Genomic DNA, 24,458 nt, shown 5'->3' with positions numbered 1-24,458 from the left:
CACGTGACGACGGAGCGGGAGGTCGTGCGCCGGCCGCCCGGGCGCAGGGCGCAGATCCTCGCGGTGGCGAGCGAGCAGTTCCACCGGCGGGGATACCACCAGATCTCGATGGCCGAGGTCGCCGCCGAGGTCGGCATCACCGCCCCCGCGCTCTACCGGCACTACCGTAACAAGCCCGAACTCCTGCTCCGGGCCGTCGAGTCGGACCTCGCCGCGGTCCGGGCGGCGGTCCGCGCCGGCCACCGGGACCTGGACGGGCTCTGCGGCGCGCTCGCCGCCGTCGCCGTGGAGCACCGGGCGCTCGGCACCCTGTGGCAGCGGGACGCCAGGCTGCTGCCGTCCGTCCAGCGCGCCGAACTGTGGGGGCGGCTGCGTGCGGACGTCGGCGCGATGGCCGAGCTGCTCTCCGATGCCAGGCCCGAACTCCCGACCCAGGACGCCGAGTTCCTCTGCTGGTCGATGCTGTCCGCGTACGGCAGCCTGTCGTACCACACCTTCGCACCACCCCGCCGCAGCTTCGAGCGGCTGCTGCGACGGATCGGCGGGGCGGTGCTCGCGGTCACCCCGTCCGGGCTGCCCGAGCCCGCGGTGGCGGCCCGGACCGCCGCGGCGGTGCCGGAGTCCAGGCGGGAGGAACTGCTCACCGCGGCCGTACGGCTGTTCCACGAGCGCGGTTTCGACAATGTGAGCACCGACCAGCTCGGCGCCGCGGTCGGAATCTCGGGTCCCAGTGTGTACAAGCACTTCGACACCAAGGCCGAACTGCTCGCCGCCACCCTGGTGCGCAGCCGTGAGCGGCTCTGGCATGAGGTCGAGAGCGCGATCGCGGGCGGCGGCACCCCCGGCGGGGCGCTCGCCGCCGGGCTGTCCGCGTACGTCGACTTCGCGCTGCGCCACCGGCACCACCTGGGCGTGATGCTGGTCGAGACCGAGCGGCTGGCCGAGCCCGACCGCAGGGCGGCGGTGGACTTCCGGCGGGACTTCCTGCACACCTGGGTCGGCCTGCTCCGCCAGGTGCGGCCGGCCTTCGAGAACGCGGAGGCGCGGATCCGGGTGCATGCGATGTTCGCGCTGGTGAACGACGGGGTGCGGAACCGTCCCGGCTGCACCAGGCCGGATCTGGCGGACTGTCTGGTCGAGTTGGGCCGGGCGGTGCTGGGTCTGACGGTGTGACCCGGCCGACGGTGGCAACGGTGTGCCCCGGCCGGCTGTGGGAGGGGGCGGCAGCCGGACGGTGAAGGGCGGGCCCCCGTGGAAGGGAGGGGCCCGCCCGGTCGCTCGCGAGCGGGCTGAGCGCGCCCGCTCCGCGGTCTGGGCGGCTCAGTAGAGCACGAAGGGGTAGTAGACGCGGCTGTCCAGGGCGCTGCCCTGAAGGGTGGTGCGGGCGTCGCCGAGGCCGCGGGTCCGGTTCTGCTGCTGGTTCCGGTCTGCGCCGCCCGAGCCGGCCTGCCGGCCCGTGTCGCCGTCGAAGGTGTTGCCGGAGTCGCTCACCACGCTGCTGTCGGGCTGGGGCTGGGGCTCGGAGCCGGTGCCGTTGCTCGCCTGGGCGCTGCCGACTCCGGCGAGGAGGAACGCGCCGAGAGCGGTGACGGCAGCGGCCGCGCGAATACGGGACACGGTGGTCTCCCTGCTTAACTGGTGCGAATTGTGGCGCGTCCCGGGGTGGCCGCCCCGGCCGCGCCGCTTCCTGACGTCGCGGGACAAGCATTCCCCGAACGGCCGATTGACTTCAATGGATCGCCGCCAGGTTCCCTCGTTCGTGTCACCCGGATGGAATAGCGCGAAGCGGTACGAGGCTGGTGCGGAGGGCTGGTGAGGCCCGGAATGGCGGCGAATATCGGCAATTTCCCCCGCTTTGCCATAGCGGCTCGGGGTCACTCTTGCGTCAATGCCGAGTTGACTGGTTCACGTCGCGTTGGTGCTCGCCGCCCTCGGCCGCACCGAACTCGCCCTGGAGCAGCTGCCGGGCGTGGCGGAGTCCGAGCGGTACCCGGACATCCGCTACCGCTGGGCCACCGCCGTGGAGTCGCTCACCGCCGCCGGCGCCTACCCGAACGACGCCGAGCTCGGCACCCGGCTCGCCCACTACTGGCTGGACGGCGGCTGGCCGGGCCGTGAGGCCTGGGCGGCACTGCGCGAGGAACTCGGCGAGGCGGGCTACGGCCTCTGAACACGCCATCGGGCGGCCCGGTCGGTTTCTCGGGACGCGGGAGACTCGTACGGCTTCGCAGTGCGCTCCCCGTGCCCTTGAGCGGCGCCCCGGCCGGCCCCCGAGCGGGCCCGGGCTCACGCCGTCCAGCTCGGGCTCAAGCCGTCCGCTCGGGCTCAAGCCGTCCGCTCGGGCTCAAGCCATCCAGAAGAAGACGGCGGTCATCCGCTTGTCCTCCAGGGCGCTGCCCCAGTACCCGGTGGCACTGTGGATCATGTTGGAGGTGTAGAGCAGCAGGCGGTTGTACTTGTTCGCCACCCGGACGTCCTCGGTGAAGGCGTCGGGGGAGACGAAGCGGGTGCGCAGCGCGTCCACCAGGTTGTTGTGCGGCGCGGTCACCAGATTGCCGCCGAGGGTGCCGCCGGGCAGGCTCTGCCGGTAGAAGCTGGTGCCGCAGTCCCGGGGCACGTCCGGGTTGAGGTAGAGCACCGCGGCGTACCGGCACAGCGCCCGGGAGTCGGTGTGCGGCCGGACCTGGCCCTCGTCCCGGCCGACGACCTGGACGCAGTTGTGGTTGAGGGTGGCACCACCGGGGGCGGCCTCCTGCCAGAGCCTGCCCGCGCCGGTGGCCTTCATCACCTGCCGCTCGACCAGGGCGAGTTCCTCGGGTGTCAGCCCGGGCATGGTGCGCAGCCCCGGCCAGCTCTCCGGCTTGTACGGGTAGCCCTCGGTCCAGTCGTCCTCGGCCAGGCAGCGGGCCCGGACGGCGTCGACGTCGGGCAGCACGTCGTCCAGCACCCAGTAGTCCCGCCCGGGTGTGGGCTTGCGGTAGGGGAGGACCGGGAGTGGTGGGGTCCTCTGCGGCCTCGGAGGCATTGGCATGGGCAGACCATACAGTTCGGGCTGGTCGACCCACCCCTGCGAGACGGTCAACCTTCGGTCAACTCAAGGAAGTTGACCCGCTTCTTGGTGGATGCTTTGCCATTTCCTTGCCAAGGCAATGCCGGCCGTGCCGCCTGTCAGGAGTTCAGCGCGTGACCAGCCTCGCCCTCGGCCCGTCCTGGCTCGATCCCACGGCCCTGATCTCCGCCTTCGGCCTGCTCGGCATCCTCGTGGTCGTGTTCGCCGAGTCCGGCCTGCTGATCGGCTTCTTCCTGCCCGGCGACTCGCTGCTGTTCACCACCGGCCTGCTGGTCGCCGACGGCACTCTCGGCCGGCCGCTGGGTCGGTCTGCCCGCTCATCGTGGCCGTGGCCGGGGACGAGGCCCGCCATCGGTTCGGGCGGAAAGTCGGGCCCGGTCTCTTCCGGCGCCCTGACTTCCGCTGGTTCAAGCAGGAGAATTTCAAGCAGGACAATGTGGAGAGGGCGAGCGCCTTCTTCGACCGGCACGGAGCCAAGGCGATCGTGCTGGCCGGGTTCGTCCCGGTCGTCCGCGCCTTCACGCCGATCGTGGCGGGCGTGAGCCGGATGAACTGCCGGACCTTCGTCCCGTGCAACGTGCTCGGCGCGGTGCTCCGGGGCGGCGGCGTCAGCGTTCTCGGCCATGCGCTCGGCCGGATCGCCTTCGTCCGGGACGACATCGAGGCGATCTTGGTCACGGTCGTCCTGGCGCCGGCGCTCCCGGTCGTGGTCGAACTGCTGCGCGCCCGCCGGGCGGATCGCGCGGCCCGGCGCCGGTCGGTGGACGAGTAGGTCGAGTAGCCGGCGCAGAGGCTGCCGCTCCGTATATGTGCGTTCGCGCGTTCGATCAGGCAAGGTGGGACAAAAGATCACATCGGTGGCCGGATGCCACCAGGGGCGGCGAGGAGTGGTAGTGCCTAAGCGGGGCCGAGGCCGATCGGGCGGCGGCAAGAAGGTCAGGGGCGGGCGGGCGGTCAGGCCGGAGCCGAAGCCCGTACCACCGCGCGAGGCGCCGCCCACCGAGGGGCTGCTCGGCTCCGCGGCGCCGCCCGTCGAGCGGCCCACCGTCATCCCGCTCGCCCCGCCGCCGGTCGAGACCGAGGGCCTGTTGCGTCCGGCCGAGCCCGAGCCGTCGGATGCCCGCCCGGTGACCGGCCCGGAGGACACCCTCACCCCCGAGGTCTGGCGCGCCGTCGGCTACGGCCTGCCCACCGGTCTCGACGTCTCGGCCCTCAGCCCCGGCGCACCCGGCGCCGCGCCCTGGCCGGACCGGATGCGCACCCTGCTGCGCACGCCGATGTCCGAGCGCCCCGCCTTCGAGCGCACCCAGCGCGAGAAGCCGGAGGCGGCCAGCAAGAAGAACATCCCCCGCGTCCTCGACCTGACGCTGCGGATCGCCGAGCTGCTGCTCGCCAGCGGCGAGGCGGCCGAGGACGTCGAGGCCGCGATGCTGGGCATCACCCACGCCTACGGCCTGGACCACTGCGAGCCGCAGGTCACCTTCACCCTGATCGGCATCTCGCACCTGCCCTCCCTGGTCGAGCCGCCGGTCACGGCCGACCGGGTGGTGCGCCGCCGGACCACCGACTACACCCGGCTCGCCGCCGTCTACAGGCTGGTCGGGGACATCACCGCCGAGAAGATCTCGGTCAACGACGCCTACCGCCGCCTCGCCGAGATCCGCCGCAACCGGCACCCGTACCCGGTCTGGCTGCTGGCGCTGGCCACCGGCCTGCTGGCCGGGTCGGCGTCGTTCCTGGTGGGCGGGCGGCTGGACGCCAAGGCCTGGCTGGTCTTCGCGAGCGCCTTCGTCGCCGCCATCCTCGGCGACCGGTTCGCCGCGCTGATCGCCCGCCGCGGTCTGCCGGAGTTCTACCAGTTCGTGGTCGCCGCGATGCCCGCCGCGGCCTCGGGCATCGTCCTCTCCTTCAACCACCTCGGCCTGCGCGGATCCGTGGTGATCACCGGTGGACTCTTCGCCCTGCTGCCCGGGCGCGCCCTGATGGCCGCCGTGCAGGACGGCCTCACCGGCTTCTACATCACCGCGGCCGCCCGGCTGCTGGAAGTCCTCTACCTGGTCGCGGGCATCATCATCGGCGTCATGCTGATCCTCTACCTCGGGCTGACCTTCGGCGCCAAACTCAACCCGAGCGAGAGCCTGACCGGCTACAGCCACCCGCCGGTGCAGCTGGTGGCCGCGATGCTGGTGACCTTCGCCTTCGCGATACTGCTGCAGACCGACCGCAGAAAGCTTCCGCTGGTCACCCTCAACAGCTGCATCGGCTGGTCCACCTACGGGGTGCTCACCCTCAACGCCCACGTCTCCGCGGTGGTGGCCACCGGGATCGCCGCCGGCATGGTCGGCCTGTTCGGCCAGCTGATGGCCCGTTACCGGCACGCCTCCTCGCTGCCGTACGTGACCGCCGCGATCGGCCCGCTGCTGCCCGGATCCGCGATCTACCTCGGCATGCTCTCCTTCACCCAGAACCAGCCCGTCACCGGCCTGGTCGCGGTCGGCCGGGCTGCCGCGCTCGCCCTGGCGCTGGCCGGCGGTGTGAACCTCGGAGGTGAGATCGCCCGCCTCTTCCTCAAGCAGCCGGGCGCCGAACTGTCCCTCGCGGCCTCGCTGGGCGTGCCGCGCCGAGCCGCCAAACGCACCCGGGGATTCTGACCGGGGGTTAGCCGGAAGGCACCCGGAGGACCACGGAACGAAGGCACCGCGACCCATGACCAGCACGCTTTTGGACGGTTACCGCACGCACATCGTCACCGCGCACAAGCAGCCGCTGTTCCTGCTGCTGGTCGGGTTCATCTGCTCCTTCGTGCTGATCAGGTTCAGCGTCCGGATGATCCGCGCCAAGGTCCGTTGGTGGCCGGGCAACATCACGCCCGGCGGCCTGCACATCCACCACATGGTCTTCGGCCTCGGCTTCCTGCTGCTCGGCGGCATCGGGGTGTTCGCCGCCGACGGCGGCCATCCGTGGATCGACTGGTTCGGCCTGGCCTTCGGGATCGGCTGCGGCCTGGTGCTGGACGAGTTCGCGCTGATCCTGCACCTGGACGACGTCTACTGGAGCGAGCAGGGGCGCAAGTCCGTGGACGCCGTCATCCTCGGCATCCTGGGCACCGCCCTGCTGCTCACCGGGTACGTGCCGCTCGGGGTGGTGCCCGGCCAGACCGCATCCGCCGAGGCCGGCCGTTGGGGCGTGGTCGCGGTGATCGCGGTGAACGCCCTGGTATCGGTCGTCACCCTGCTCAAGGGCAAGGTGTGGACCGGTCTGCTCGGCATGATGGTGCCCGGCCTCTCCTGGATCGGCGCCGTCCGGCTGGCCCGCCCCAGCAGCCCCTGGGCCCGCTGGTGGTACCCGAGCCGGCCCCGCCGCGCGGCGCGTGCGCTACGGCGCGAGCGCCTGCTGCACCAGCGGGCGGACCGGGCGCGCACCTGGCTCTTCGACCTGATCGCCGGGGCACCCGACAAGGTCCCGGCGCACCACGCCGCCACCCACCGCGTCGCGGAGCGCATGGCGGCCCGAGCCACCGCCCACCTCGACGCCCATGCCGCCCGTGCCCTCGCCCGCCGCTCCGCCCGGCTGGCCGACCGCCGCTCAGCCGCCGCAGCCGGTGCGGCCCTCGCCACCGCGACCGACCCCGCACGGCACAGCCGCGCACAGCAGCGCCGCCGCGTGGTACGCGCCGGGCGCAACCGCGGCTACGCCGTACGCCTGCCGGTTTGGTCGGGCCGACCGGGTGCGGCCGGCGGTCTCAACGCCGGTTTCCGCCGGGGCGAGGGTGGTACGCCGGGCGCCGGGGCCGCCCCGGGGCCGGAGGCCCGCACGTGCCGTCGCCACCCCGGGCACCCCCGGCTGCCCCACCCGGCACCCCGGCGCTGACCGCGCGGCCGGTGTTCACCGGCTACCTCCCGAGCGGAAACTGACGCCGGATCGGCGGCGGGCACATCTCACCCGACAGGGCGCACGGGGATGACCTCGGCCTGGTGCGAGATCTGAGATATTGCGTCGAGTGACCGAAATGTCACCTGATGAGACCTTTGATCGATTATCAGACACCGCGAGAGAGGGCCCGCCCATGGCACGCAGACTCCTGTCGACGCTCCTGCTGGCATCCTCGAGTCTGCTCGGACTGCTCCCCGCGGCCGCCGCCGCGCCGAGTGCAGCGGTGAACGCCCCGCCGCTGCTGGCGTCCCCTGTCGACCCCCCTGATCCCGTGGCCGAAGAGGCAGCCCCGGCCCGTCCCGACGCCACTGTGAAGGCCGACGCCATCGTGAAGGCCGACGCCATCGTGAAGGCCGACGCCATCGTGAAGGCCGACGCCACCGTGAAGGCCGACGCCACCGTGAAGGCCGACGACGCCGACGCGATCGAGACCCGGCTGACCGCCGCCCAGGCCGAACTCGCGGACGCAGACCGGGCCGCCGAACAGGCCGTGGAGGCGTACAACGGGGCGCAGGCAGAGTTGGCCAGGGCCCGTACCGCCGCGGCCGAGGCCGCCGAACGCGCTGCCGCGGCCGAGGCGGACCGCGCCGACGCCGCCGACCGCGCCGGCCAGCTCGCCGCCGAGTCCTACCGCCAGGGCATCAGCGCCGAACTCTCCGCGATCAACGCCCTGCTGAGCGCCAAGGGCCCGCGCGCCGTCGGGGACCAGGCCACCGCCGTCGGTGCGGCCGGAGCCCGCATCCGGGAGATCTTCGACTCGGCCACCGCCACCGCCGCCGCGGCGGCCAGCGCCGCCACCGCCGCCCGTGAGGCCGAGCAGACCGCCACCCGCGCTGCCGAGGCCGTACGGGTGGCCAAGGAACGGGCGCAGGCCAGGCTCGAGACCCAGCAGGCCCGGGTCGACGAGATCACCAAGCGCCGTGAGGACCTGCTCGCGGAACTCGCCGCCGCCCACGACACCACCGTCGAGCAGGAGCGGCAGCGTCGCGAGGACCAGGAGTCGAGTGCCGAACTCGCCGCGGCGGAGGCGGCCAGAGTGGCCGCCGAGGCCGCCGGCACCCCCTCGGATCCGGCGGCGGACAGCGTCTGGTCGGCCAGTGGCGCGGAGGCGGCCGTCACCTTTGCCCGCTCGAAAATCGGGCTGCCCTACCTCTGGGGTGGTGAGGGGCCGGAGGGCTACGACTGCTCCGGCCTCACCATGAAGGCCTGGCGGCACGGCGGCAAGTCCCTCACCCACTTCGCCGCCACCCAGTACGCCGAGTCCACCCCGATCGGCTACCACCAACTCAGGCCCGGCGACCTGGTGTTCTGGACGCACACCGGCCGTGCTGCCGACATCTACCACGTGGCCATCTACATCGGCGACGACCAGATGATCGAGGCCCCGCGCCCCGGCAAGGCGATCAAGCAGGCCAGCCTGTGGATCATGGGCCGCCCGGACTTCTACGGCCGCCCGTAGCGCGCGGGCCCGCGCCGCAACCCACGTGCTGCCGCTCGGTGCGAGCAGGCGGGACCGTACGGCGGAGGTGTCCCTCGGGAGCCGGTGGGGGTACGTCGACGGGCGGTGGGTCCTGGAGGCCGGGGCCGACGGCGCCGGACGCTGCACGCCGACCGAGGACGAGCCGGACCTGGCACTCGGCGCGGGCGCCCTCGCCACGCTCGACCTCGGCGGTGAGACGGTGCCCCGGCTGGTCGCCGCCGCGCTGGTCACCGAGCTGCGCCCGGGCGGGGCCGCCGCGGCCGACCTGCTGCTGCGCACGCCGCTCGCGCCGTGGAACCCGGACGGTTTCTGACCGGGGAGGTCCGGCAGCTCCGCCCGCGCCGGTCCGGCAGGTTCCGGACCGGCACCCGAGAACCCTGTCCGTTCGGGTGGACAGGGCTCCGCGGCCGTCCGGCGGGCCGCTGCCGCGCGGCGGCCGGACCGGGGCCGCTACTTCGTGGTGCGGCCGATCGTCGGCAGGATGAAGTCCTGGATCAGCCCCTTGGCGTCCCGGACTATCGGGCGGAAGACCCGGAAACGGGAGAGGTTGATGATGCGCGCGGCCATCGGGGTCGAGCGGCGGACGAACTCGCGGGTGCGCTCGGTGTCCGGGGTCCGGTCGAAGACCCAGTAGAGGACGACGATCATCAGGTGCAGCCAGAGCAGGTCGGGCAGCAGCTCGGCGAGCTCGGCGTCCAGCTTCGGCGCCAGCTCGGAGCCGCTCAGCGTCTCGCCGAACAGTTCCACCGCCGTCTTCCGCGCGGGGTGCGACTCGTTGGAGAAGGGGCTCAGCGAACTCGTCGGGTCGGCCGCCGTACGGAAGAACTGGGCGGCGAACTCGTGGTACTCGGCCGCGCAGTCGATCCAGGAGGTGAGGGTGATCTCCAGCCGCTCGGCGAAGTCGGTGGTCCCGGCCATGCGGACGCGGGCGTCGGCGGCATGCTCGTACGTCATCCGGTCGTAGAACCCCTGGATCAGGAATTCCTTCTTCTCGAAGTAGTAGTAGGCGTTCCCGACCGAGACGCCCGCCTCGGCGGCGATGGCGCGCATGGTGGTCTTCTCGTAGCCGCGCTCCTGGAACAGTCGCATCGCGGTTTCGAGGATCAGCGCACGGGTCTGCTCGCTCTTGTCGGTCTTGGGCTGGGCCCGCCCGCCGCGCACCTCGGCAGGCAGCAGCCCGGGAACGGGCGGCCTGTGCTCCGGGGTGTCCGTGCCGGTCGGGCCGTCCGTGCCGATCGGGCTTGCCGCGCTGATCGGGTCGCTTCCACCGTTCGTCGTTGCCGCGTCGTCCACGGTCCCCGAGCCTAGCGGGACGCGATGGCGGCCCGTCCGCCGTCATCGGGCCCGCGTGGTACCGGATCCCCCCGGAAGTCCCGGTACCACGCGGTTTGATCCCCCCTGCCCCCATCCCCCCGAGGTTTCCGGTGTCCAGTCGGCAACCCCCGCAGTTTCGAACGCGTTCAAAACCGCCTGGCGATGATTTTAGGGGTAGTTCTGAACGTGTTCAAGTGGGCGGGCATGGGAAGATCGTCACATGAACCGTCAGCCTGCCATCCGCGTCGGTGGTGCCGCCGACGCCGAAGCCGTCGCGGCCTTGCACTCCGAGAGCTGGCGCACCGCGTACGCCGGAATCGTTCCGCCCGAGGCACTGGGCGACGGGCTGCTGGAGGAGCGCCGCGAGGTGTGGGCGATCCGGCTGACCGCTGACTACGGTGAACCCGCGAGGACCCCGCTGCTGCTGATCGCCGAGCTGGACGGCGAGACGGTCGGCTTCGCCTACCTCGTCCCGCAGTCCGACGGGGGCCGGGTGCTGCTGGACAACCTGCACGTCCGCCCGGGGCTCACCGGCGGCGGTATCGGGCGCACTCTGCTTCGTGAAGCGCTGGCGCGCACTGCGAACGCCCCGCTCTATCTGGAGGTGTTGCGCGGCAACACCCGCGCGGTCGCCTTCTACGAGCGCGAGGGCGGTGTCCGTACCGACGAGCGCGACGGCCACTTCCCGGGCGGGCACGTACTGCCGGAGTACGAGTACACCTGGCTGCCGGCTGCCCGGGGAGGCACGGACTGAGCTCGGGTACCGGCCGGATCGCGGGCGGGCGCGCGGCCGGCCGTCAGTCATGGTCGTAGACCGTCACCGGCACCCCCCGATCCGTCAGCCGAGCCGTGACCAGCGGCTCGACCAGCTCCCAGCGGCCGCCGGCCAGGCCGCAGCCGATCCGGGGCATGTGCACGGACGCGCCGAGCCGGAGCGCGTGCTCGCCGAGCCGGGCCAGTGCCGAGTCGATCGCCTCGTAGCGGACCGGCACGCCCGTCGAGCGGCCCGTCCTGGTGCCCCGCTGGCCGACCAGGTTGGCCACCCACACATACCGCTCGACCTGCACCAGCTGCACCGCGCCGAGGCCGAAGTCGTTGCCGGAGCGCTCGCGGTGCCAGCGCCGGTACGCCGCCTCCGGCGTGGGCCAGCGGCGGGAGAGCGCCACCACGAAGCCCTTGCCCCAGCCGCCCAGGTCGTTGCAGACGTGTGCGATCACCTTGACGCCCTTGCCCTGCGGCGACGTGGCGTCCCCCCGCAGGTATTCGATCCCCGCTCTGCTCTCTTCCCCCATGGTCGCAACGCTAGCGGCCGGCACCGACAGCCACCGCCGAATTCTCCGCCGCGGAAGGCTCATGTGCGGCACGGGCCGGGGCGGGACGCCGCAGCCGGCGGTAGCCGAGTGCGGTGAGCAGCACGGCCGATGCCGCGGCACCCGCCGGGAGGAGGTAGCCGGTACCGGGTGGGGCGTGCTGGGCGATCGCACCGCCGAGCGCGGACCCGGCGGAGATCCCGACCACGATGCCGGACACGGCGAGCGACATGCCCTCGTTCAACCTGCTCTCCGGTACTGACTCCTGGACCACCGTCATCCCGGCGACCATGGTCGGTGCCGTCCCGGAGCCGGCTGCGAACAGTGCGACGGCGAGGACGGTGAGCCCCGCCCCGGAGAGCGCGGCGAGGGTCGGCAGAAGGAGCAGTGCGGCCATCGCGGCCGTCCCCGCCAGTAGCCGCGCCGCCGCCGGCCGCCGGAAGCGGGCCAGGCCGAAGGCCAGTCCGGACACGCAGGAACCGGCCGCCATCAGCGCCAACAGTCCGCCCCCGGCCGCCCGTTGGCCGAGCGCGTCGGAGTACGCGATGGTGGTGACCTCCATCGAGCCGAAGGCCACGCCGGTCGCGAGGAAGACCGGCAGCACCGCCCGCAGCCCGCCCGCCTGCCGGCCGACGCCGCCCGCACCGTGTGCCGTCGGCCGCACCGGCGGTTCGGTACGGCGCTGCGCGGCGAACAACAGCACACCGGTGACCGACAGCAGCCCGGCGACCAGCAGTCCGGCCTCCGGGAAGAACGAGGTGCAGAGCAGCATCGACAGCACCGGCCCGGCCATGAAGCAGAACTCGTCCAGGGCCTGTTCGAACGAGTTGGCGAGATGGCGGGCGGCCGGGTCGTCCCGGTACAGGTGGGCCCAGCGGGCCCGCGCCATGCCGCCCAGGTTCGGCTGCACGGAGGCGGCCGGCCAGCAAACGAAGTACGTCCAGGCGGGCGCGCCGTAGTGCACGCAGAGCAACAGCCCGGCGAACGGGACGGCGGCGGCCAGCGCGCCACGCACCGCGACCCTCCGCTGGCCGTGCCGGTCGACCAGCCGCCCCAGCAGCGGCAGTCCGATGGCGACCGCCGCCACGCCGGCCGCCGAGACCGCGCCCGCCAGCGCGTAAGAGTCCCGGCGGGCGGCGATCATCACCACGGTGCCGACGCCCGTCATCGAGAACGAGAGCCGCCCGAGCAGTCCGGACAGGGTGAAGGCGAGCGCCCCCGGCGGGGCGAAGAGGCGGCGGTACGAGGCGAGCACGGGTCTCCCGGGTCGGTGGTGGGGGCTTACCTCCAAGCCTCGCGGTGCCGGCCCGGGCCGGTCCAACACCTGTTCTGCCGGATTGACGCGTCCGTGTTGTAAATCGCGGGCGGCGGACGGGGGCGCCGAATCGCGTTGCTAACCTGCGGCCATGCCCGTCGACCTGCATCCGCGTCTGCTGCGCGGTTTCCTGGCCACTGCCGAGACGCTGCACTTCGGCCGGGCTGCGCAGCGCCTGCACATCGCGCAGCAGGCCCTCAGTCGGGACATCCGGGCGCTGGAGCGGACGTTGGGCGGCGCGCTGTTCAGCCGCACCACCCGAACCGTCCAACTCACCCCGGCGGGTGAGCAGTTGCTGCCGAAGGTGCGCCGACTACTGGCGCTGCACGACGAGATCGTCGCAGGCGTCGGCGACCGGGCGCTGTTGGTCGATCTCAACAGCGCGGTCACCGGCACGGACCTGACCGCCGACCGACTGCTCGCCGCCGCCCGCGCCGCGCTGCCCGGCGGCGAACTCCTTGCCCGCTACTGCGGGGGACTGGCCGGCGCCGCGGCGGAGTTGCTGGCGCACCGGCTGGACGTCTCGTTCGGGCGCTTCGCCGGCCTTCCGGCGCCGGTGCGGTCCCAACTCGCCCACACACCCGTCCGGCTGGAGCGCATGGCGGTGCTGCTGCCGGCGGGCCATCCGCTCGCCGGGCGGGCCGTGGTGCCGCTGGCCGCCCTGGCCGGGCACCCGCTCGACGTCTGCGCGGGCAACCAGGCGACCACCGAGTGGTCCGACCTCGGCCGCCGGCTCGCCGCGGAACACGGCCTGGTGACCGCCCCGCCCTACACCCCGCCGGTCGGCGCGGACGAGATGGCCCACTACCTGGCTCGGCACGGTGAGGCGGTGCTCACCACGGTCGGCGGTCCGGAGATCCCCGGATCGGTCACCCGGCCGCTGGTCGATCCGGTGCCGCTTAGCCTGGTCTGCCTGGTCCACCGTCCGGAGCTGCGCCACCCCGGGCTGGACGCGCTGCGCGCCGCGGGGGCGGAGTTCGGCGCGCGCGAGGGCTGGCTGCGGCGCCCGCCGGGCAGTTGGCTGCCGGGGGAGGATGCCGCGCTGCTGGGATGATCCCGGGCGGAGCGGCTTCTCTCCGTCGGGGGTGACCGGGTCGGGGGCGACCGCGTCGAAGGTGACCGGGTCGAAGGTGACCGGGTCGGAAGTGGCGGCGTCGGAAGTGGCGGCGCCGGAAGTGAAAGCGTTCGGCCTCCCGGGCCGACCCCGCCGACGGGGGAGCGGCGGAGGCGGGCCGGGAGGCCGAACGTGTTCGGGGATGGGTCAGGAGGCCCTGACGGCGGAGATGTCGAAGGTCAGCTTGACCTTCTCGCCGATCAGCACGCCACCGGTCTCCAGCGCCGCGTTGTAGGTGAGGCCCCACTGGGTGCGGTCGATGGTGGTCGAGCCCTCGAAGCCGACCCGGTTGGCGCCGTAGACGTCGGTCGCACTGCCCGTGAAGTCGAGGTCGAGGGTGACCGGGCGGGTGGTGTCCTTGATGGTGAGGTTGCCGGACATCCGGTACGAGTCGTCGCGCAGCCGCTGGACGGAGGTGCTGCGGAAGGCGATCTCCGGGTAGGTGTCGGCGGCGAAGAAGTCGCCGGTGCGCAGGTGCTCGTCGCGCTGGGCCTGGTTGGTGTCGATGCTGGCGACCTTGATCACCAGCTCGGCGGAGGAGTTGGCCGGGTTGCTGCCGTCCAGCTGCAGCTTGCCCTCGTACTCGGCGAACTCGCCGCGGACATTGGTCACCATGGCGTGGCGCACGCCGAAACCGATCCGGCTGTGGGCCTGGTCGATGGTGTAGGCGCCGGTCAGATGAGCCAGGTCGGGTCCTGCGGAGGCCGGTGTGGCGGCGGCGGTGGTTGCGGCGGCGGTCTTGTTGCGGCTGAAGATGCCCATGGCTCCTCCTGAGATCCGAAGCCAGTTGTTTAGGCTTCAACTTGTTGGCTCCACCATAGCCCCGTTTCGTTCAATGTTCAACCATGAGTGGGGGGACTCCCGAAGGAATCCCCCCACTGGTTCGATCGATCCGTCGCGCGGTAGTGGGTGCACGCCGGGCGCATCTCCCGGAGTGCGCTCCGGGGGCCCAGAGCGTTTTCCGGGCGCGCCTCCCGGAGAACGCTCCCGGTGGCCGGCCCTCCACCGCCGTCCAGTTCAGCCCTTCGCCACCTCCTCGGCGGCGTCCACCAACTCGAAGGCCGTCCGGCCGTCGATGCTCTCCCGGATGATGTCCGCGTGCCCCGCGTGGCGCGCCACCTCCTCGATCAGGTGCATCAGGATCCATCGCGCGGTGCGGCGGCTGCCCGGCGGGAACCACGGGGCGGTCGGCAGCGCCGCGTCCACGTCCAGATCGGGCAGGCTGCGGATGGCCTCCTCGGTCTCGGCGGCCACCGCTTCGTACTCCTTGAGCCAGCCCGCCAGCGTCTCGCCGTCGAGCAGCCGGTGCTCGTCCGCCCAGTCGTCCGGCGTGACCTTCCCGCGCTCGTCGTCCATCAGGATGCCGAGGATCCAGAACCGCTCGCACCGTGCCACGTGCTTGACCAGTCCGGCCACCGACAGGCTGCTCACGCTGGGTGTGGCTGCCGCCTGCTCCTCGGTCAGCCCGAACGCGGCGCGGCGGATCGCGCCGCGCTGGGCGTCCAGGAAAGCCAGCAGGCCGTCGCGCTCGTTGCTCTCCGCGCGCACCAGGATGGGCATGTCGACTCCCTCTCGTCGTGGGTTGCCCCGCTTCGGTAGGACCGACGTTAGCCGGGGTTTAGGACGGGATCTGTCCGCTACTCGACCTGTCCGCTACTCGACTCCGGTTAGGGTCGATCGAGTCCGTGTTCGCACCCCGGGAGGCCAGGCCGATGTACGCCCTGCACGCGCTCTGGCGGGCCGACGGCCGACTGGCCCTCTGGGCCGAGGACGCGCGGGCCTTCGGCAGGCCGCGCCGCGAGGTGCGCGAGGTCCGCGAGACCCGTGCGGCCGGTGGCACGCCGCTCGGGCCGCCGGGTGGGTTCTCCGGTGCGTCGGGGGCGGCCGGTGCGTCCGGGGTCTTCAGTGCGTCGGGTGCGGCCGTCGTGCCGGAAGCCGAGCCCGCGCCGGGAGTAGCTGCGGTGAGCCGGGCGCTCGCTGCCAGCGCCGCGCGTCCGGTGAGCGCCGCGCGCCCGACGCACAAGGGCGCACGTACGGCAGCGCACCCGTACGCGTGCCCCGCCGACGAACTCACGCGCCTTCTGGGTGCCATCGGCCCCGGGCTCGGCTGGCTGGCAGAACAGGCCCTCGAGCGGTGGGCCACCCTGCTGCTCCCCAGCCTCGGCGCCGTGCCGGTCCCCTCCCCGCAGCTGCCCGTCGGCACCGTCCGGCGCGGTGTCACGCTGTCCCCGTGGCGGATCCCGGTACTGCTCTTCGAAGCACCCCAGGCGGCCCAGCTGCTCGGCGAACTCTTCGACCCGCACTGCTCCGTGGCCATCGCCGAACTCCCCGGGACCGGCCCGGTCGAGGTCGCGTACGGGGCCTCGGTGCGCTGGCTGACCGCCGTGCACGACCTCGCCTGGAGGATGGTCGGCCAGGGCCGCGTACTGCCCGTGCTCCGCGCACAGGGCGGTGTGCTGCGGGCGCACTGGCAGCCCGCACCCGACGCGGACGCCCGGCGCGAAGCCGAGGCGCTCGCCGCGGGATGCCCGCCGGTCTGCCGCGCCGAGGACCGTCCCGGTGACCCCGCCCGGACCGGCACCGAACTGATCGCCGACCTGCTGGACGTCCTGGTCGACCAGGAGACCCGGGTCGCCCTGGAGGCCGCACCACCCCCGTTGCGCCGTTCCCCGGCCACCATCGCCGAGTCCTGGCTGGCGGCGCTCCACGCCGCCGACGGGCGCCTCGCGCCGGTGACGCCACCGGTCCCGGTTGCCACCGAGGGTGCGGCCGCGGCACAGCGGACCGCTGCGGAGCCCGCCGCGGCCGACCCCGCCGCGGCCGACCCCGCCGCCGCAGACCTCGGGGAGCGGCTGGCCGCCTGGCAGGCCGGGGCACCCGCCTCCGACCGGGCGCTACGCCTCTGCTTCCGGCTGTCCGAACCGCTCGGCCACGACGCCGACCTGCCGGACCGTTCGGACCTCCCCGTCCCCGACCAGCCGGCGGGCGACGACGACTGGCGTCTGGACTTCCTCCTCCAGCCCGTCGACCAACCCTCCCTACTCGTCACCGCCGCGGACCTCTGGTCCCGCGGCCCGGCGTGGGCGGCGCTCTCCCGGCTGGTCGCCGACCCCGTCGGCGGCTACACCGCGGAACTCGACCGGGCCGTACTCCGCCGCCCCGAACTCCGCGTGGCGCTCCGCACTTCCCGTCCCACCGGTCTCACCCTCGGCCGGGCCCAGGCCCTCGACTTCCTCCGTGAGGCCGCCCCCGCCCTGACCGAAGCCGGCTTCGGCGTGCTGCTCCCGGCCTGGTGGCAGCGCCGACCGCGCCTCGGACTGGTGCTCAAGGCCGCTCGTACGCCGGTCGCGGGGGCGCTGGAGCGGACCGGCCGGATCGACCGCGACGCGGCGGTGGACTTCCGCTGGTACGCCGCGATCGGAGACCTCACCCTCACCGAGCGGGAGCTGGCCGAGCTGGGAGCGGCGCAGCAGGGCCTGGTCCGGCTGCGCGGCCGGTGGATCGAGGCGGACGTGGAGCAGATCGCGAGCGCGCTCGCCTTCCTCTCCCACCGGGGCTCCGGGGTGATGTCCACAACGGACGTGCTGCGCCTGGCACTCGACCCCGCCGCGCAGGTCGCCGGGCTGCCGGTCGCACGGGTCGAGGCGGCCGGCCCGCTCGGCGATCTCCTCGCCGGACGCACCGGCGGTACGGGTGCCGCCGGTGATCCGGCCGACGGGGCGCACATGCCGCCACCCGCGCTCCCGGCCGGCTTCGGGGCGACCCTTCGCCCGTACCAGGAGCGGGGCCTGGCCTGGCTGCACGGCCTCGCCCGACTCGGCCTCGGCGCCGTACTCGCCGATGACATGGGGCTCGGCAAGACGGTGCAGACCCTCGCCCTGCTCGCGGTCGAGCACGCCGAGGCAGCCGGACGGCCCTCGAAGGGCCAGGCGGCCGCGCGGGCGAACCTGCTGGTCTGCCCGATGTCCCTGGTCGGCAACTGGCAGCGGGAGGCCGCGCGGTTCGCCCCGATGCTGCGCGTCCACGTCCACCACGGCGCGGACCGGGCGGCGGGGTCGGTCACCCGGGCCGTCGCGGACGGAGCCGATCTGGTGATCACCAGCTACGGTCTGGTGCAGCGGGACGCCGAGGAGCTGGGGCGGATCCCCTGGCGCCGGGTGATCGCGGACGAGGCGCAGTTCATCAAGAACGCGGCCACCGCCCAGTCCCGGGCGGTCCGTTCACTGCGGGCCGGACACCGGATCGCGCTCACCGGCACACCGGTCGAGAACCGGCTCGCCGAGCTGCACGCCGTCCTCGACTTCGCCAATCCGGGTCTGTTCGGCTCCGCCGAGTCCTTCAAGGAGCGCTACGCCATCCCGGTCGAGCTCAACGGGAACGCGACGCTGACCGGCCGGCTCCGCAGGCTGACCGGACCCTTCATGCTCCGCCGGTCCAAGTCGGACCCGGCGGTCGCGGTCGAGCTGCCCGCCAAGCAGGAGATCACGGTCTGGTGCAACCTCACCGCCGAACAGGCCGGGCTCTACCAGGCGGTGGTGGCCGACCTGTTGCGGCGCCTGGCGGGCGTGCGCGGGGTGGAGCGCCGGGGCGCCGTGCTCGCGGCGATCGGCAAGCTCAAGCAGGTCTGCAACCATCCCTCCCAACTCCTGCACGACCGTTCGGCGTTCGGTGGTCGATCGGGCAAGGTGGCACGCTTGGAGGGGATTCTGACGGAGGCGCTCGCGGAGGACGGCCGGGTCCTGGTCTTCACCCAGTACGCGGAGTTCGGCCGGATGCTCCAGCCCCACCTGGCCGCCCGGCTCGGCGAGGAGGTGCTCCATCTGCACGGGGGTGTGCCGAAGCGCCGGCGCGAGGAGATGGTCGCCCGCTTCCAGGCGCCGGAGGGCCCCCGGATCTTCCTGCTGTCGCTCAGGGCGGGCGGCACGGGACTCAACCTGACCAATGCCAACCACGTGGTGCACCTCGACCGTTGGTGGAACCCGGCGGTGGAGGACCAGGCGACCGACCGCGCCTTCCGGATCGGCCAGCGCCGGGACGTCCAGGTGCGGCGTCTGGTCTGCGTCGGCACCGTGGAGGAGCGGATCGCCGAGCTGATCGAGTCCAAAAGGTCGTTGGCACAAGCCGTGGTCGGCGAGGGCGAGCAGTGGCTCGCCGATCTGTCCACCGCCGCGCTGCGCGAACTGGTCTCCCTCTCCGCCGACGCGATCGGCGAGTTCGAGGCGCCGGATGACACGAGGGCGGGCAGACCTGCCGTGGGAGTGAGTGACCGATGACCGAGGCGCAGCCGTTGTCCGAGCTTCTGGACACCTTCTGGGAGGGCGAGTTCACCCTCCGTCCTGCCTCGCCCGTCTCCGCGGCCGCACCGTCGTCCGACTCGGCCCTCGCCGGCCTCGGCCCTGCGGGCGTCCGGATCGCCGGACGTGACCTCGCCGCCCTGCTCGCCCCCGCCTACCGCCGGCTGACCGGATCCGCCGACTGACGCCCGGCGGTGTGCGCTGCCGTCCCACCTCCGGATGGGCGCGGCCGGGCCACTGCCGCCGGGCCGGTCGGTCGCGAGCGTGCGCGAGCCGCACCGCACCCGGTTCGGCGGAGCCCGTGCCTCGGACCCCGCGCCCGCCGCCGGTCATGTCGGACGCATAGGCGATGATCCCGGTCATGACGGTGGCTGCTGCTGACTACCTGTGGTTCGAGGACCGGTTCCCCGACCTCGCCGAGGCGTACTGCTTCACGCTCGTACGCGGACTCACTCCGTCCGAGCTGCTCGGACGGCTGAGCGGGGAGCAGCTGAGCCCGCTCACCGGTCCGACCGCGATCCTCGACGCGTCCTTTGACCTGCTGGACCGTTCGGACGGCACGCAGCAGCTCGTCGCCATGACCCGCGTCGGTGCGTGGACCCTGATGGTCGAGCCGAACGGCTGCCTCGGCATCGCCGAGGAGCGAGCACTCCCGGCCTCGGCGGGGACCACCTGGATCTCCCACTTCGTCAACATCAACGCCCTCGACTCGTTCCTGTGGGCCGAGGACGCCACGACGCGCCTGTGCTTCGAGCCGATGTACCCCGACACCCGTCAGGGCAGCACTCCCGACGACCACCTGGAAGCGATGCACCGCATCGGCTTCCACTTCGGTCCCGAGGAACCGGAGCCCGACCTCTCGGTTCCCGCCGCGTTCGCGTTCGCCGAGGAGTTGAGCGGAGTCCGGCTGACGCCCGAGCTCATCGAGTCGACCACCTTCACCTGCGGTGCGGTCAGGATCCGTTGAGTGCCCTGCGCCGCGTCGGTCGGCCGGGGCGCAGCAGTTGTGTCAGAAGCCGCCCCCATGCGTAGGTGGCCGGGGCGGCGGTGGATCAGGAAGAGCTCACGGCGCCGGTCCAGGCCGCAGTGATTGCTGGTGTTAGCGCCCTGCTTGCATTTGCAAGCGCAGCGGGGGAGACTGCCCGCATGGCCTCACTGAACGTTGGCTCGCTGGGCGAGTACATCCGGGAACAGCGGCGGAACGCGCAGTTCTCGCTGCGGCAGTTGGCGGAGGCCGCCGGCGTGTCCAACCCGTACCTCAGCCAGATCGAGCGAGGGTTGCGCAAGCCGAGTGCGGAGATCCTGCAGCAGATCGCCAAGGCGCTGCGGATCTCGGCGGAGACGCTGTACGTCCAGGCCGGGATTCTGGAGGAGCGGCAGGGCGAGGGGCTCGAACTGCGGGCCGCGATCCTGGCCGATCCTCTGATCAACGAGCGGCAGAAGCAGGCGCTGCTCGCGGTCTACGACGCCTTCCTGAAGGAGAACAAGGAAGGCCCGTCCGCGGACGGCACGGCGGAGGCCGGGCCCAGCGGACCAGGACCGAACGCCGACGAGGACTGAACACGGGGTGGCTGCCCAGTCGGGTGGCCACCGGGCGAAGACCCATGACAGACCGGTTGCCCGGCTGTCGACGCAAAGGGAGGACCGGTCATGCCGATCACCGACGAGATCAAGAAGACCCTCAGCGACCCGACCCCGCTCTACGCCCTCGCGGGCGCCGGCGACCTCGCCTACGCGAAGCTGCGCGAGGTGCCGGGCAAGGTCGAGGCGCTGGCGGCCGACCGCAAGGGCACTCAGGAGAAGGCCGTGGTCCGGCTGCAGGAGGCGCAGACCCGGCTGGCCGAGGCGCAGTCGAAGGTGACCGAGACGGTCACCACGCTGCCGACGGACCTGAAGGCACTGCAGGAGAAGGCCCAGGTCTTCGCGCTGCAGCAGGTCGGCCGGGCGGCGGAGTTGGCGGTCCGGGCCAAGGAGGTCTACGACGAACTGGCCGTGCGCGGCAAGGCGGTCGTGGAGCGCGGCCAGAGCTGGGCCGGGGAGAGCTCGGGGGCCGAGCCCTCGGTGGTCGCGGTCGACGCGGACGAGCCCGTTGAGGCCGAGATCGTCGAGGACTCCGAGGAGCAGGCTGCCCCGGGGGACGCCAGGAAGGCCCCGCGGGCTCGGAAGTCCACCGACAAGTCCGCGGAGTAGGCCGCCTCAGGGCCGCCGGGAGGTTCGGGGAGACCGCGGCGGGGCGGCGGACCGGCCGGTGAGCAGGCCGAGTCTGGCCCCGGGGGGCGCTGCCGGGCACATCGGGGCCGGTCGGTTCGTTGTCCGGTGGACACGACGCCGGTCGTGCCACGATGGGAAGTGGCCGTTGCCCGACCTGGTGGCACCGGGGGCGGTTCCGTCGAGACCACAGTGAGGAGACCGCAGTGGGACAGATCCTGGCCTTCGCCTATCTGGATCCGTTCTGGTGGCTGACCACCGCGATGGTGTGCTTCAAGCTCTTCGTGTTCGTGGACGCCGCCACGCGTCGCGAGGACGGCTACCGTGCGGCGGACAAGAAGACGAAGCAGTTCTGGTTGATCATCCTCGGTCTCGCCCTGGTGCTCGACCTGCTGCTCGGGTCCAGCCTGTTCGGCATGCTGTCGCTGGCCGGACTGGTGGCCGCGATCGTGTACATGGTCGATGTCCGGCCCGCCATCAAGCAGTTGACCGACGGCCGGGGCAGGGGCGGCCGGCGGAACGTGGGGCCGTACGGACCCTGGTGATCACCGCACCGGCCGGGCCGCACGTGGGGCGGCGGACGGGACGTAGCGGACGGATGAGAGCGGCAGAGCCGCGGAAGCAGTGGGTCCGTACGAGAAGGTGGATCCGTACGAGACGGTGGGAGCGGTACCGGTCGGGTACCGCTCCCACCGCGTTTCGTGACGACCTTCAGCCCATGATGAGCGGCACCGGGTTGCGCTCCAGTAGCAGAACGGCGACATCGTCGGCGAGCGCACCGCCGTTGAGCTCCTCGACCTCGGCGATGGCGCTGTCGACCAGCCTGCCCCGGGTGAGGCCGGCGGACTGGTGGTCGCCGATCAGCTCGACCAGACCGTCCTGGCCCAATCGGCGGGAACCTGCGCCGACCCGGCCCTCGACCAGGCCGTCGGTGTAGAGCAGCAGCCGCCAGCCGGGGTGGAGCTCGAGCTCCTGGGCCGGCCAGACCGCCTGTCCGTCGTCGCACGGGACCAGCCCGAGCGCGGGACCGGCCTGGTCGGACGGGAGCAGTACGGGACGGTCGTCCGGCCGGAGCAGCAACGGTGCCGGGTGCCCGGCCAGGTAGAGCCGGGCACGCTCGACGTCGCCGGGGCCGACGGGCGCCGCGGATTCGGCGGACGCCACTGGGTGGCCGGGGGCTGCCCGGCCGGTGGACGGCGTGGCTCCGGGGGAGAGCACCAGCATGCAGAGCGTCGCGAAGATCTCGTCACTGCGGCGCTCGTGCTCCAGCACGTGCTGGAGGGTACTGAGCAGCGCCTCGCCGGTGAGCCCGGCGAAGACCAGGGTGCGCCACGCTATCCGGAGGGCGACGCCGAGGGCCGCCTCGTCCGGGCCGTGGCCGCAGACATCGCCGATCACCACATGGATGGTGCCGTCGGAGGTGCGGACCGCGTCGTAGAAGTCGCCGCCTAGGAGGGCGCGGCGGCGGCCGGGGCGGTAGCGCCGGGTGAACGCGAGCCCGGCTCCGTCGAGCAAGGGGGTGGGGAGCAGGTGGCGTTGCAGCCGGGCGTTCTCCTGACCGCGCAGCTCGGCCTCGACCAGGCGGCGCTGCGACTCGTCGGCCCGCTTGCGCTCGACCGCGTAGCGCAGGGCACGGGCCAGCAGTGGCCCGTCCGTCTCGTGCTTGACCAGGAAGTCCTGGGCACCCGCGGCGACGGCGGCGGCTCCGAGCTCGGCGCTGTCGGCCTCGGTCAGGACCACGACGGCGGTGTGCGGCGCCCGGCGCAGTAGCTCGCGCAGGCCGTCGAGCCCGTCAGGTCCGTTCACCCTGCCGGGGGTGTGCAGCCCGGCGGGACCGTCCGCCTGATCACCCGGCTCGCCGGGGGCGGCCAGGTCGAGCAGGACGCAGCTGAAGTCGGCGCTGCGCGGGCGGCTGCGCCGGGCGCCGGGCAGCGTGGGGGAGAGCAGGCCGACGGCCTGGTCGATCCCGTGCGCCCAGTGGATCTCGATGGGAGTACCGCTGTCGGCGACCAGTTGGTCGATCAGGACCGCGTCGGAGACGTCACTCTCGATGACGAGCAGCCGGAACGGCTCGCCGCGCGAGGGCGTGCCGGGAGCGCCGTTGGTGCTCCGCGGGTGCGGTATGGGGCTCGCAAGGTCGAGCTGACCGTCGGATCGGCTTCCGGGCACACCGCCGCAGCCGTCGGAGCGCCGGCTGGCGAGACCGTCGAGCTCTCCGTGGAACCGTCCGTCGCCGAGCCCGTCGAGCTGTTCGTCGAGCCGACCGTCGGCGACGCCGTCCGAGCGGGATGCGGCATGCCCGCCCGCCTGGCCGGACGACCGGTCCACGGTGGTCTCACCGCAGCCGTCCAGCCGGTCGAGGGCGGCGCTTGCAGCACGCTCGGTCAGGACGCCGCCGACGGTGGCGATGGCATGTTCGGTCAAGACTCCGCCGGGGCTGCCCGGCCGGTACGAGGCACGCGGTGCCCGCCCGTCTCCCGTTGCGGGCATTGGTCGATCCTCCCTTTCCCCGACTGGGCAACGGCTGAGAGCCGTGCTCAGTGCCCGCATGGCACCGTGTGTCGGGGAGCTTCTCGCGACCATAACGTGATCTCCGGGGATTTCTCTGACCGACCGGCGTCGATGTGGTTATTGCCACGCTCCCAGCGGTCGGGGTGGTTAGTGTGGGCGCCCTGTGGACACGGTGTGACGGGAGGTCTGGTCTGGTGACGCAGATCACGTTGGTCGAGGGTGACATCACGGAACAGCAGGTGGACGTGATTGTGAACGCAGCCAACTCCTCCCTGCTCGGTGGTGGTGGGGTGGACGGTGCGATCCACCGCAGGGGCGGCCCCGAGATCCTCGCGGACTGCCGCAGGCTGCGGGCCTCCCGCTACGGCAGGGGCCTGCCGACCGGGCAGGCCGTCGCCACGACGGCCGGCCGGTTGCCGGCCAGGTGGGTGGTGCACACGGTGGGGCCCGTCCATCTGTCGGAGGAGTACGAGCAGCGGGCCGAACTGTTGGCCTCCTGTTATCGCGAATCGCTGCGGGTGGCGGTCGGGTTGGGGGCGCGGACGGTGGCGTTCCCGGCGATCTCGGCCGGGGTGTACGGCTGGCCGTTGGAGGACGCGGCGCGGATCGCCCTCACGGCGGTGGCGGAAGCGGTGGCCGGGCCGGTCGAACCTGCCGGACCCGCCGGGCCGGTGCCGGTCGGACCGGCGTCGGTCGGGTCGGTGGAGCCCACGGGCTTGGCCGAGGTGCGGTTCGTGCTGTTCGGTGCGGAGGCGTACGGAGTGTTCGATCGGGTGTGGCGCGCCCTGGAGCAGCGGAGCTGACGGAATCTCAAGTCTCCCCTTGCTGAAAGCCGTCGGCTCGTGCAACCGCCCCCATGGTGACCTGGCGGGGCGTCAACATGCTAGAGGTATTCGATAACTCGTTCGA

23 protein-coding genes and 1 pseudogene are annotated in these 24,458 nt (G+C 72.8%); 16 read left to right on the top strand and 8 right to left on the bottom strand.

Going from position 1 to position 24,458, the window contains the following annotated elements; all coding sequences use genetic code 11:
- The first annotated feature begins 3 nt into the window (after positions 1-3).
- Positions 4-1,173, top strand: coding sequence for a TetR/AcrR family transcriptional regulator (locus tag ACZ5ON_RS22535; protein ID WP_465595456.1), 1,170 nt, complete (start codon positions 4-6; stop codon positions 1,171-1,173).
- Between the two features lie 147 nt (positions 1,174-1,320).
- Here the strand turns inward: ACZ5ON_RS22535 and ACZ5ON_RS22530 are convergent, their stop codons facing one another.
- A complete protein-coding gene (locus ACZ5ON_RS22530) occupies positions 1,321-1,617 on the bottom strand; it encodes a hypothetical protein (RefSeq protein ID WP_465595453.1) in 297 nt (98 codons plus the stop codon).
- Positions 1,618-1,918: 301 nt separating this feature from the next.
- Between ACZ5ON_RS22530 and ACZ5ON_RS22525 the strand changes: the two genes are divergently transcribed.
- Positions 1,919-2,170 carry a hypothetical protein gene (locus ACZ5ON_RS22525; RefSeq protein WP_465595450.1) on the top strand — a complete coding sequence of 84 codons (252 nt, stop codon included), beginning with the start codon at positions 1,919-1,921 and terminating at the stop codon, positions 2,168-2,170.
- 174 nt (positions 2,171-2,344) lie between these two features.
- Here the strand turns inward: ACZ5ON_RS22525 and ACZ5ON_RS22520 are convergent, their stop codons facing one another.
- Positions 2,345-3,025, bottom strand: a complete 681-nt coding sequence (locus tag ACZ5ON_RS22520; RefSeq protein WP_465595605.1) for a DUF6445 family protein — start codon at positions 3,023-3,025, stop codon at positions 2,345-2,347.
- Between the two features lie 158 nt (positions 3,026-3,183).
- On the opposite strand from ACZ5ON_RS22520, the pseudogene ACZ5ON_RS22515 reads away from it, so the two are divergent.
- The 5 genes and pseudogenes from ACZ5ON_RS22515 (at position 3,184) to ACZ5ON_RS22495 (ending at position 8,796) form a co-directional block, all read left to right on the top strand.
- Positions 3,184-3,842 (top strand): annotated as a pseudogene (locus ACZ5ON_RS22515) (DedA family protein).
- 121 nt (positions 3,843-3,963) lie between these two features.
- Positions 3,964-5,721 carry a threonine/serine exporter family protein gene (locus ACZ5ON_RS22510; protein ID WP_465595447.1) on the top strand — a complete coding sequence of 586 codons (1,758 nt, stop codon included), beginning with the start codon at positions 3,964-3,966 and terminating at the stop codon, positions 5,719-5,721.
- 55 nt (positions 5,722-5,776) lie between these two features.
- Complete coding sequence (locus tag ACZ5ON_RS22505; protein ID WP_465595445.1) at positions 5,777-6,940, top strand: hypothetical protein; 1,164 nt, start codon at positions 5,777-5,779, stop codon at positions 6,938-6,940.
- A gap of 196 nt (positions 6,941-7,136) precedes the next feature.
- Positions 7,137-8,462, top strand: coding sequence for a C40 family peptidase (locus tag ACZ5ON_RS22500; protein WP_465595442.1), 1,326 nt, complete (start codon positions 7,137-7,139; stop codon positions 8,460-8,462).
- A 67-nt stretch (positions 8,463-8,529) separates the two neighbouring features.
- On the top strand, positions 8,530-8,796 hold the full coding sequence (locus ACZ5ON_RS22495; protein WP_465595439.1) for a sterol carrier protein domain-containing protein: 267 nt from the start codon (positions 8,530-8,532) through the stop codon (positions 8,794-8,796).
- A gap of 137 nt (positions 8,797-8,933) precedes the next feature.
- Here ACZ5ON_RS22495 and ACZ5ON_RS22490 read toward each other — a convergent pair whose 3' ends face one another.
- Entirely contained in the window at positions 8,934-9,776 is an 843-nt protein-coding gene (locus tag ACZ5ON_RS22490; protein WP_465595436.1) for a TetR/AcrR family transcriptional regulator, read from the bottom strand.
- 241 nt (positions 9,777-10,017) lie between these two features.
- On the opposite strand from ACZ5ON_RS22490, the gene ACZ5ON_RS22485 reads away from it, so the two are divergent.
- Positions 10,018-10,551 (top strand): GNAT family N-acetyltransferase, encoded by a 534-nt coding sequence (locus ACZ5ON_RS22485; RefSeq protein ID WP_465595433.1) that lies wholly within the window; start codon positions 10,018-10,020, stop codon positions 10,549-10,551.
- 43 nt (positions 10,552-10,594) lie between these two features.
- On the opposite strand, the gene ACZ5ON_RS22480 is transcribed toward ACZ5ON_RS22485, so the two are convergent.
- Entirely contained in the window at positions 10,595-11,089 is a 495-nt protein-coding gene (locus tag ACZ5ON_RS22480; protein ID WP_465595430.1) for a macro domain-containing protein, read from the bottom strand.
- Positions 11,090-11,099: 10 nt separating this feature from the next.
- Complete coding sequence (locus tag ACZ5ON_RS22475; protein ID WP_465595427.1) at positions 11,100-12,362, bottom strand: MFS transporter; 1,263 nt, start codon at positions 12,360-12,362, stop codon at positions 11,100-11,102.
- A 151-nt stretch (positions 12,363-12,513) separates the two neighbouring features.
- Here ACZ5ON_RS22475 and ACZ5ON_RS22470 point away from each other — a divergent pair, with 151 nt between their 5' ends.
- Positions 12,514-13,476, top strand: a complete 963-nt coding sequence (locus tag ACZ5ON_RS22470) for a LysR family transcriptional regulator (RefSeq protein WP_465595424.1) — start codon at positions 12,514-12,516, stop codon at positions 13,474-13,476.
- A gap of 207 nt (positions 13,477-13,683) precedes the next feature.
- Here ACZ5ON_RS22470 and ACZ5ON_RS22465 read toward each other — a convergent pair whose 3' ends face one another.
- Positions 13,684-14,298, bottom strand: coding sequence for a YceI family protein (locus tag ACZ5ON_RS22465; RefSeq protein ID WP_465595421.1), 615 nt, complete (start codon positions 14,296-14,298; stop codon positions 13,684-13,686).
- Positions 14,299-14,553: 255 nt separating this feature from the next.
- Positions 14,554-15,096: a DinB family protein gene (locus tag ACZ5ON_RS22460; protein ID WP_465595418.1), complete on the bottom strand. Its 543-nt coding sequence runs from the start codon at positions 15,094-15,096 to the stop codon at positions 14,554-14,556.
- Between the two features lie 125 nt (positions 15,097-15,221).
- Here ACZ5ON_RS22460 and ACZ5ON_RS22455 point away from each other — a divergent pair, with 125 nt between their 5' ends.
- The 6 genes from ACZ5ON_RS22455 (at position 15,222) to ACZ5ON_RS22430 (ending at position 21,583) form a co-directional block, all read left to right on the top strand.
- Complete coding sequence (locus ACZ5ON_RS22455) at positions 15,222-18,809, top strand: DEAD/DEAH box helicase (RefSeq protein ID WP_465595415.1); 3,588 nt, start codon at positions 15,222-15,224, stop codon at positions 18,807-18,809.
- Positions 18,806-19,015, top strand: a complete 210-nt coding sequence (locus tag ACZ5ON_RS22450) for a hypothetical protein (protein ID WP_465595412.1) — start codon at positions 18,806-18,808, stop codon at positions 19,013-19,015. Before ACZ5ON_RS22455 ends, ACZ5ON_RS22450 begins: the two co-directional genes overlap by 4 nt.
- A 176-nt stretch (positions 19,016-19,191) precedes the next feature.
- Complete coding sequence (locus tag ACZ5ON_RS22445) at positions 19,192-19,797, top strand: DUF6461 domain-containing protein (RefSeq protein ID WP_465595409.1); 606 nt, start codon at positions 19,192-19,194, stop codon at positions 19,795-19,797.
- Positions 19,798-19,976: 179 nt separating this feature from the next.
- On the top strand, positions 19,977-20,390 hold the full coding sequence (locus tag ACZ5ON_RS22440) for a helix-turn-helix domain-containing protein (RefSeq protein WP_465595406.1): 414 nt from the start codon (positions 19,977-19,979) through the stop codon (positions 20,388-20,390).
- A 90-nt stretch (positions 20,391-20,480) separates the two neighbouring features.
- Positions 20,481-21,020 carry a hypothetical protein gene (locus ACZ5ON_RS22435; RefSeq protein ID WP_465595403.1) on the top strand — a complete coding sequence of 180 codons (540 nt, stop codon included), beginning with the start codon at positions 20,481-20,483 and terminating at the stop codon, positions 21,018-21,020.
- 233 nt (positions 21,021-21,253) lie between these two features.
- On the top strand, positions 21,254-21,583 hold the full coding sequence (locus ACZ5ON_RS22430; RefSeq protein WP_465595602.1) for a DUF2516 family protein: 330 nt from the start codon (positions 21,254-21,256) through the stop codon (positions 21,581-21,583).
- Between the two features lie 166 nt (positions 21,584-21,749).
- On the opposite strand, the gene ACZ5ON_RS22425 is transcribed toward ACZ5ON_RS22430, so the two are convergent.
- Entirely contained in the window at positions 21,750-23,462 is a 1,713-nt protein-coding gene (locus ACZ5ON_RS22425) for a PP2C family protein-serine/threonine phosphatase (protein ID WP_465595400.1), read from the bottom strand.
- A gap of 281 nt (positions 23,463-23,743) precedes the next feature.
- On the opposite strand from ACZ5ON_RS22425, the gene ACZ5ON_RS22420 reads away from it, so the two are divergent.
- A complete protein-coding gene (locus ACZ5ON_RS22420) occupies positions 23,744-24,352 on the top strand; it encodes an O-acetyl-ADP-ribose deacetylase (RefSeq protein WP_465595397.1) in 609 nt (202 codons plus the stop codon).
- The last annotated feature ends 106 nt before the right edge of the window (positions 24,353-24,458 follow it).

It is taken from the genome of Kitasatospora sp. NPDC032150 (genome assembly GCF_055579945.1).
The sequence above is the reverse complement of the archived record's forward strand: the minus strand, read 5'-3'. Positions and strand labels throughout refer to the sequence as shown.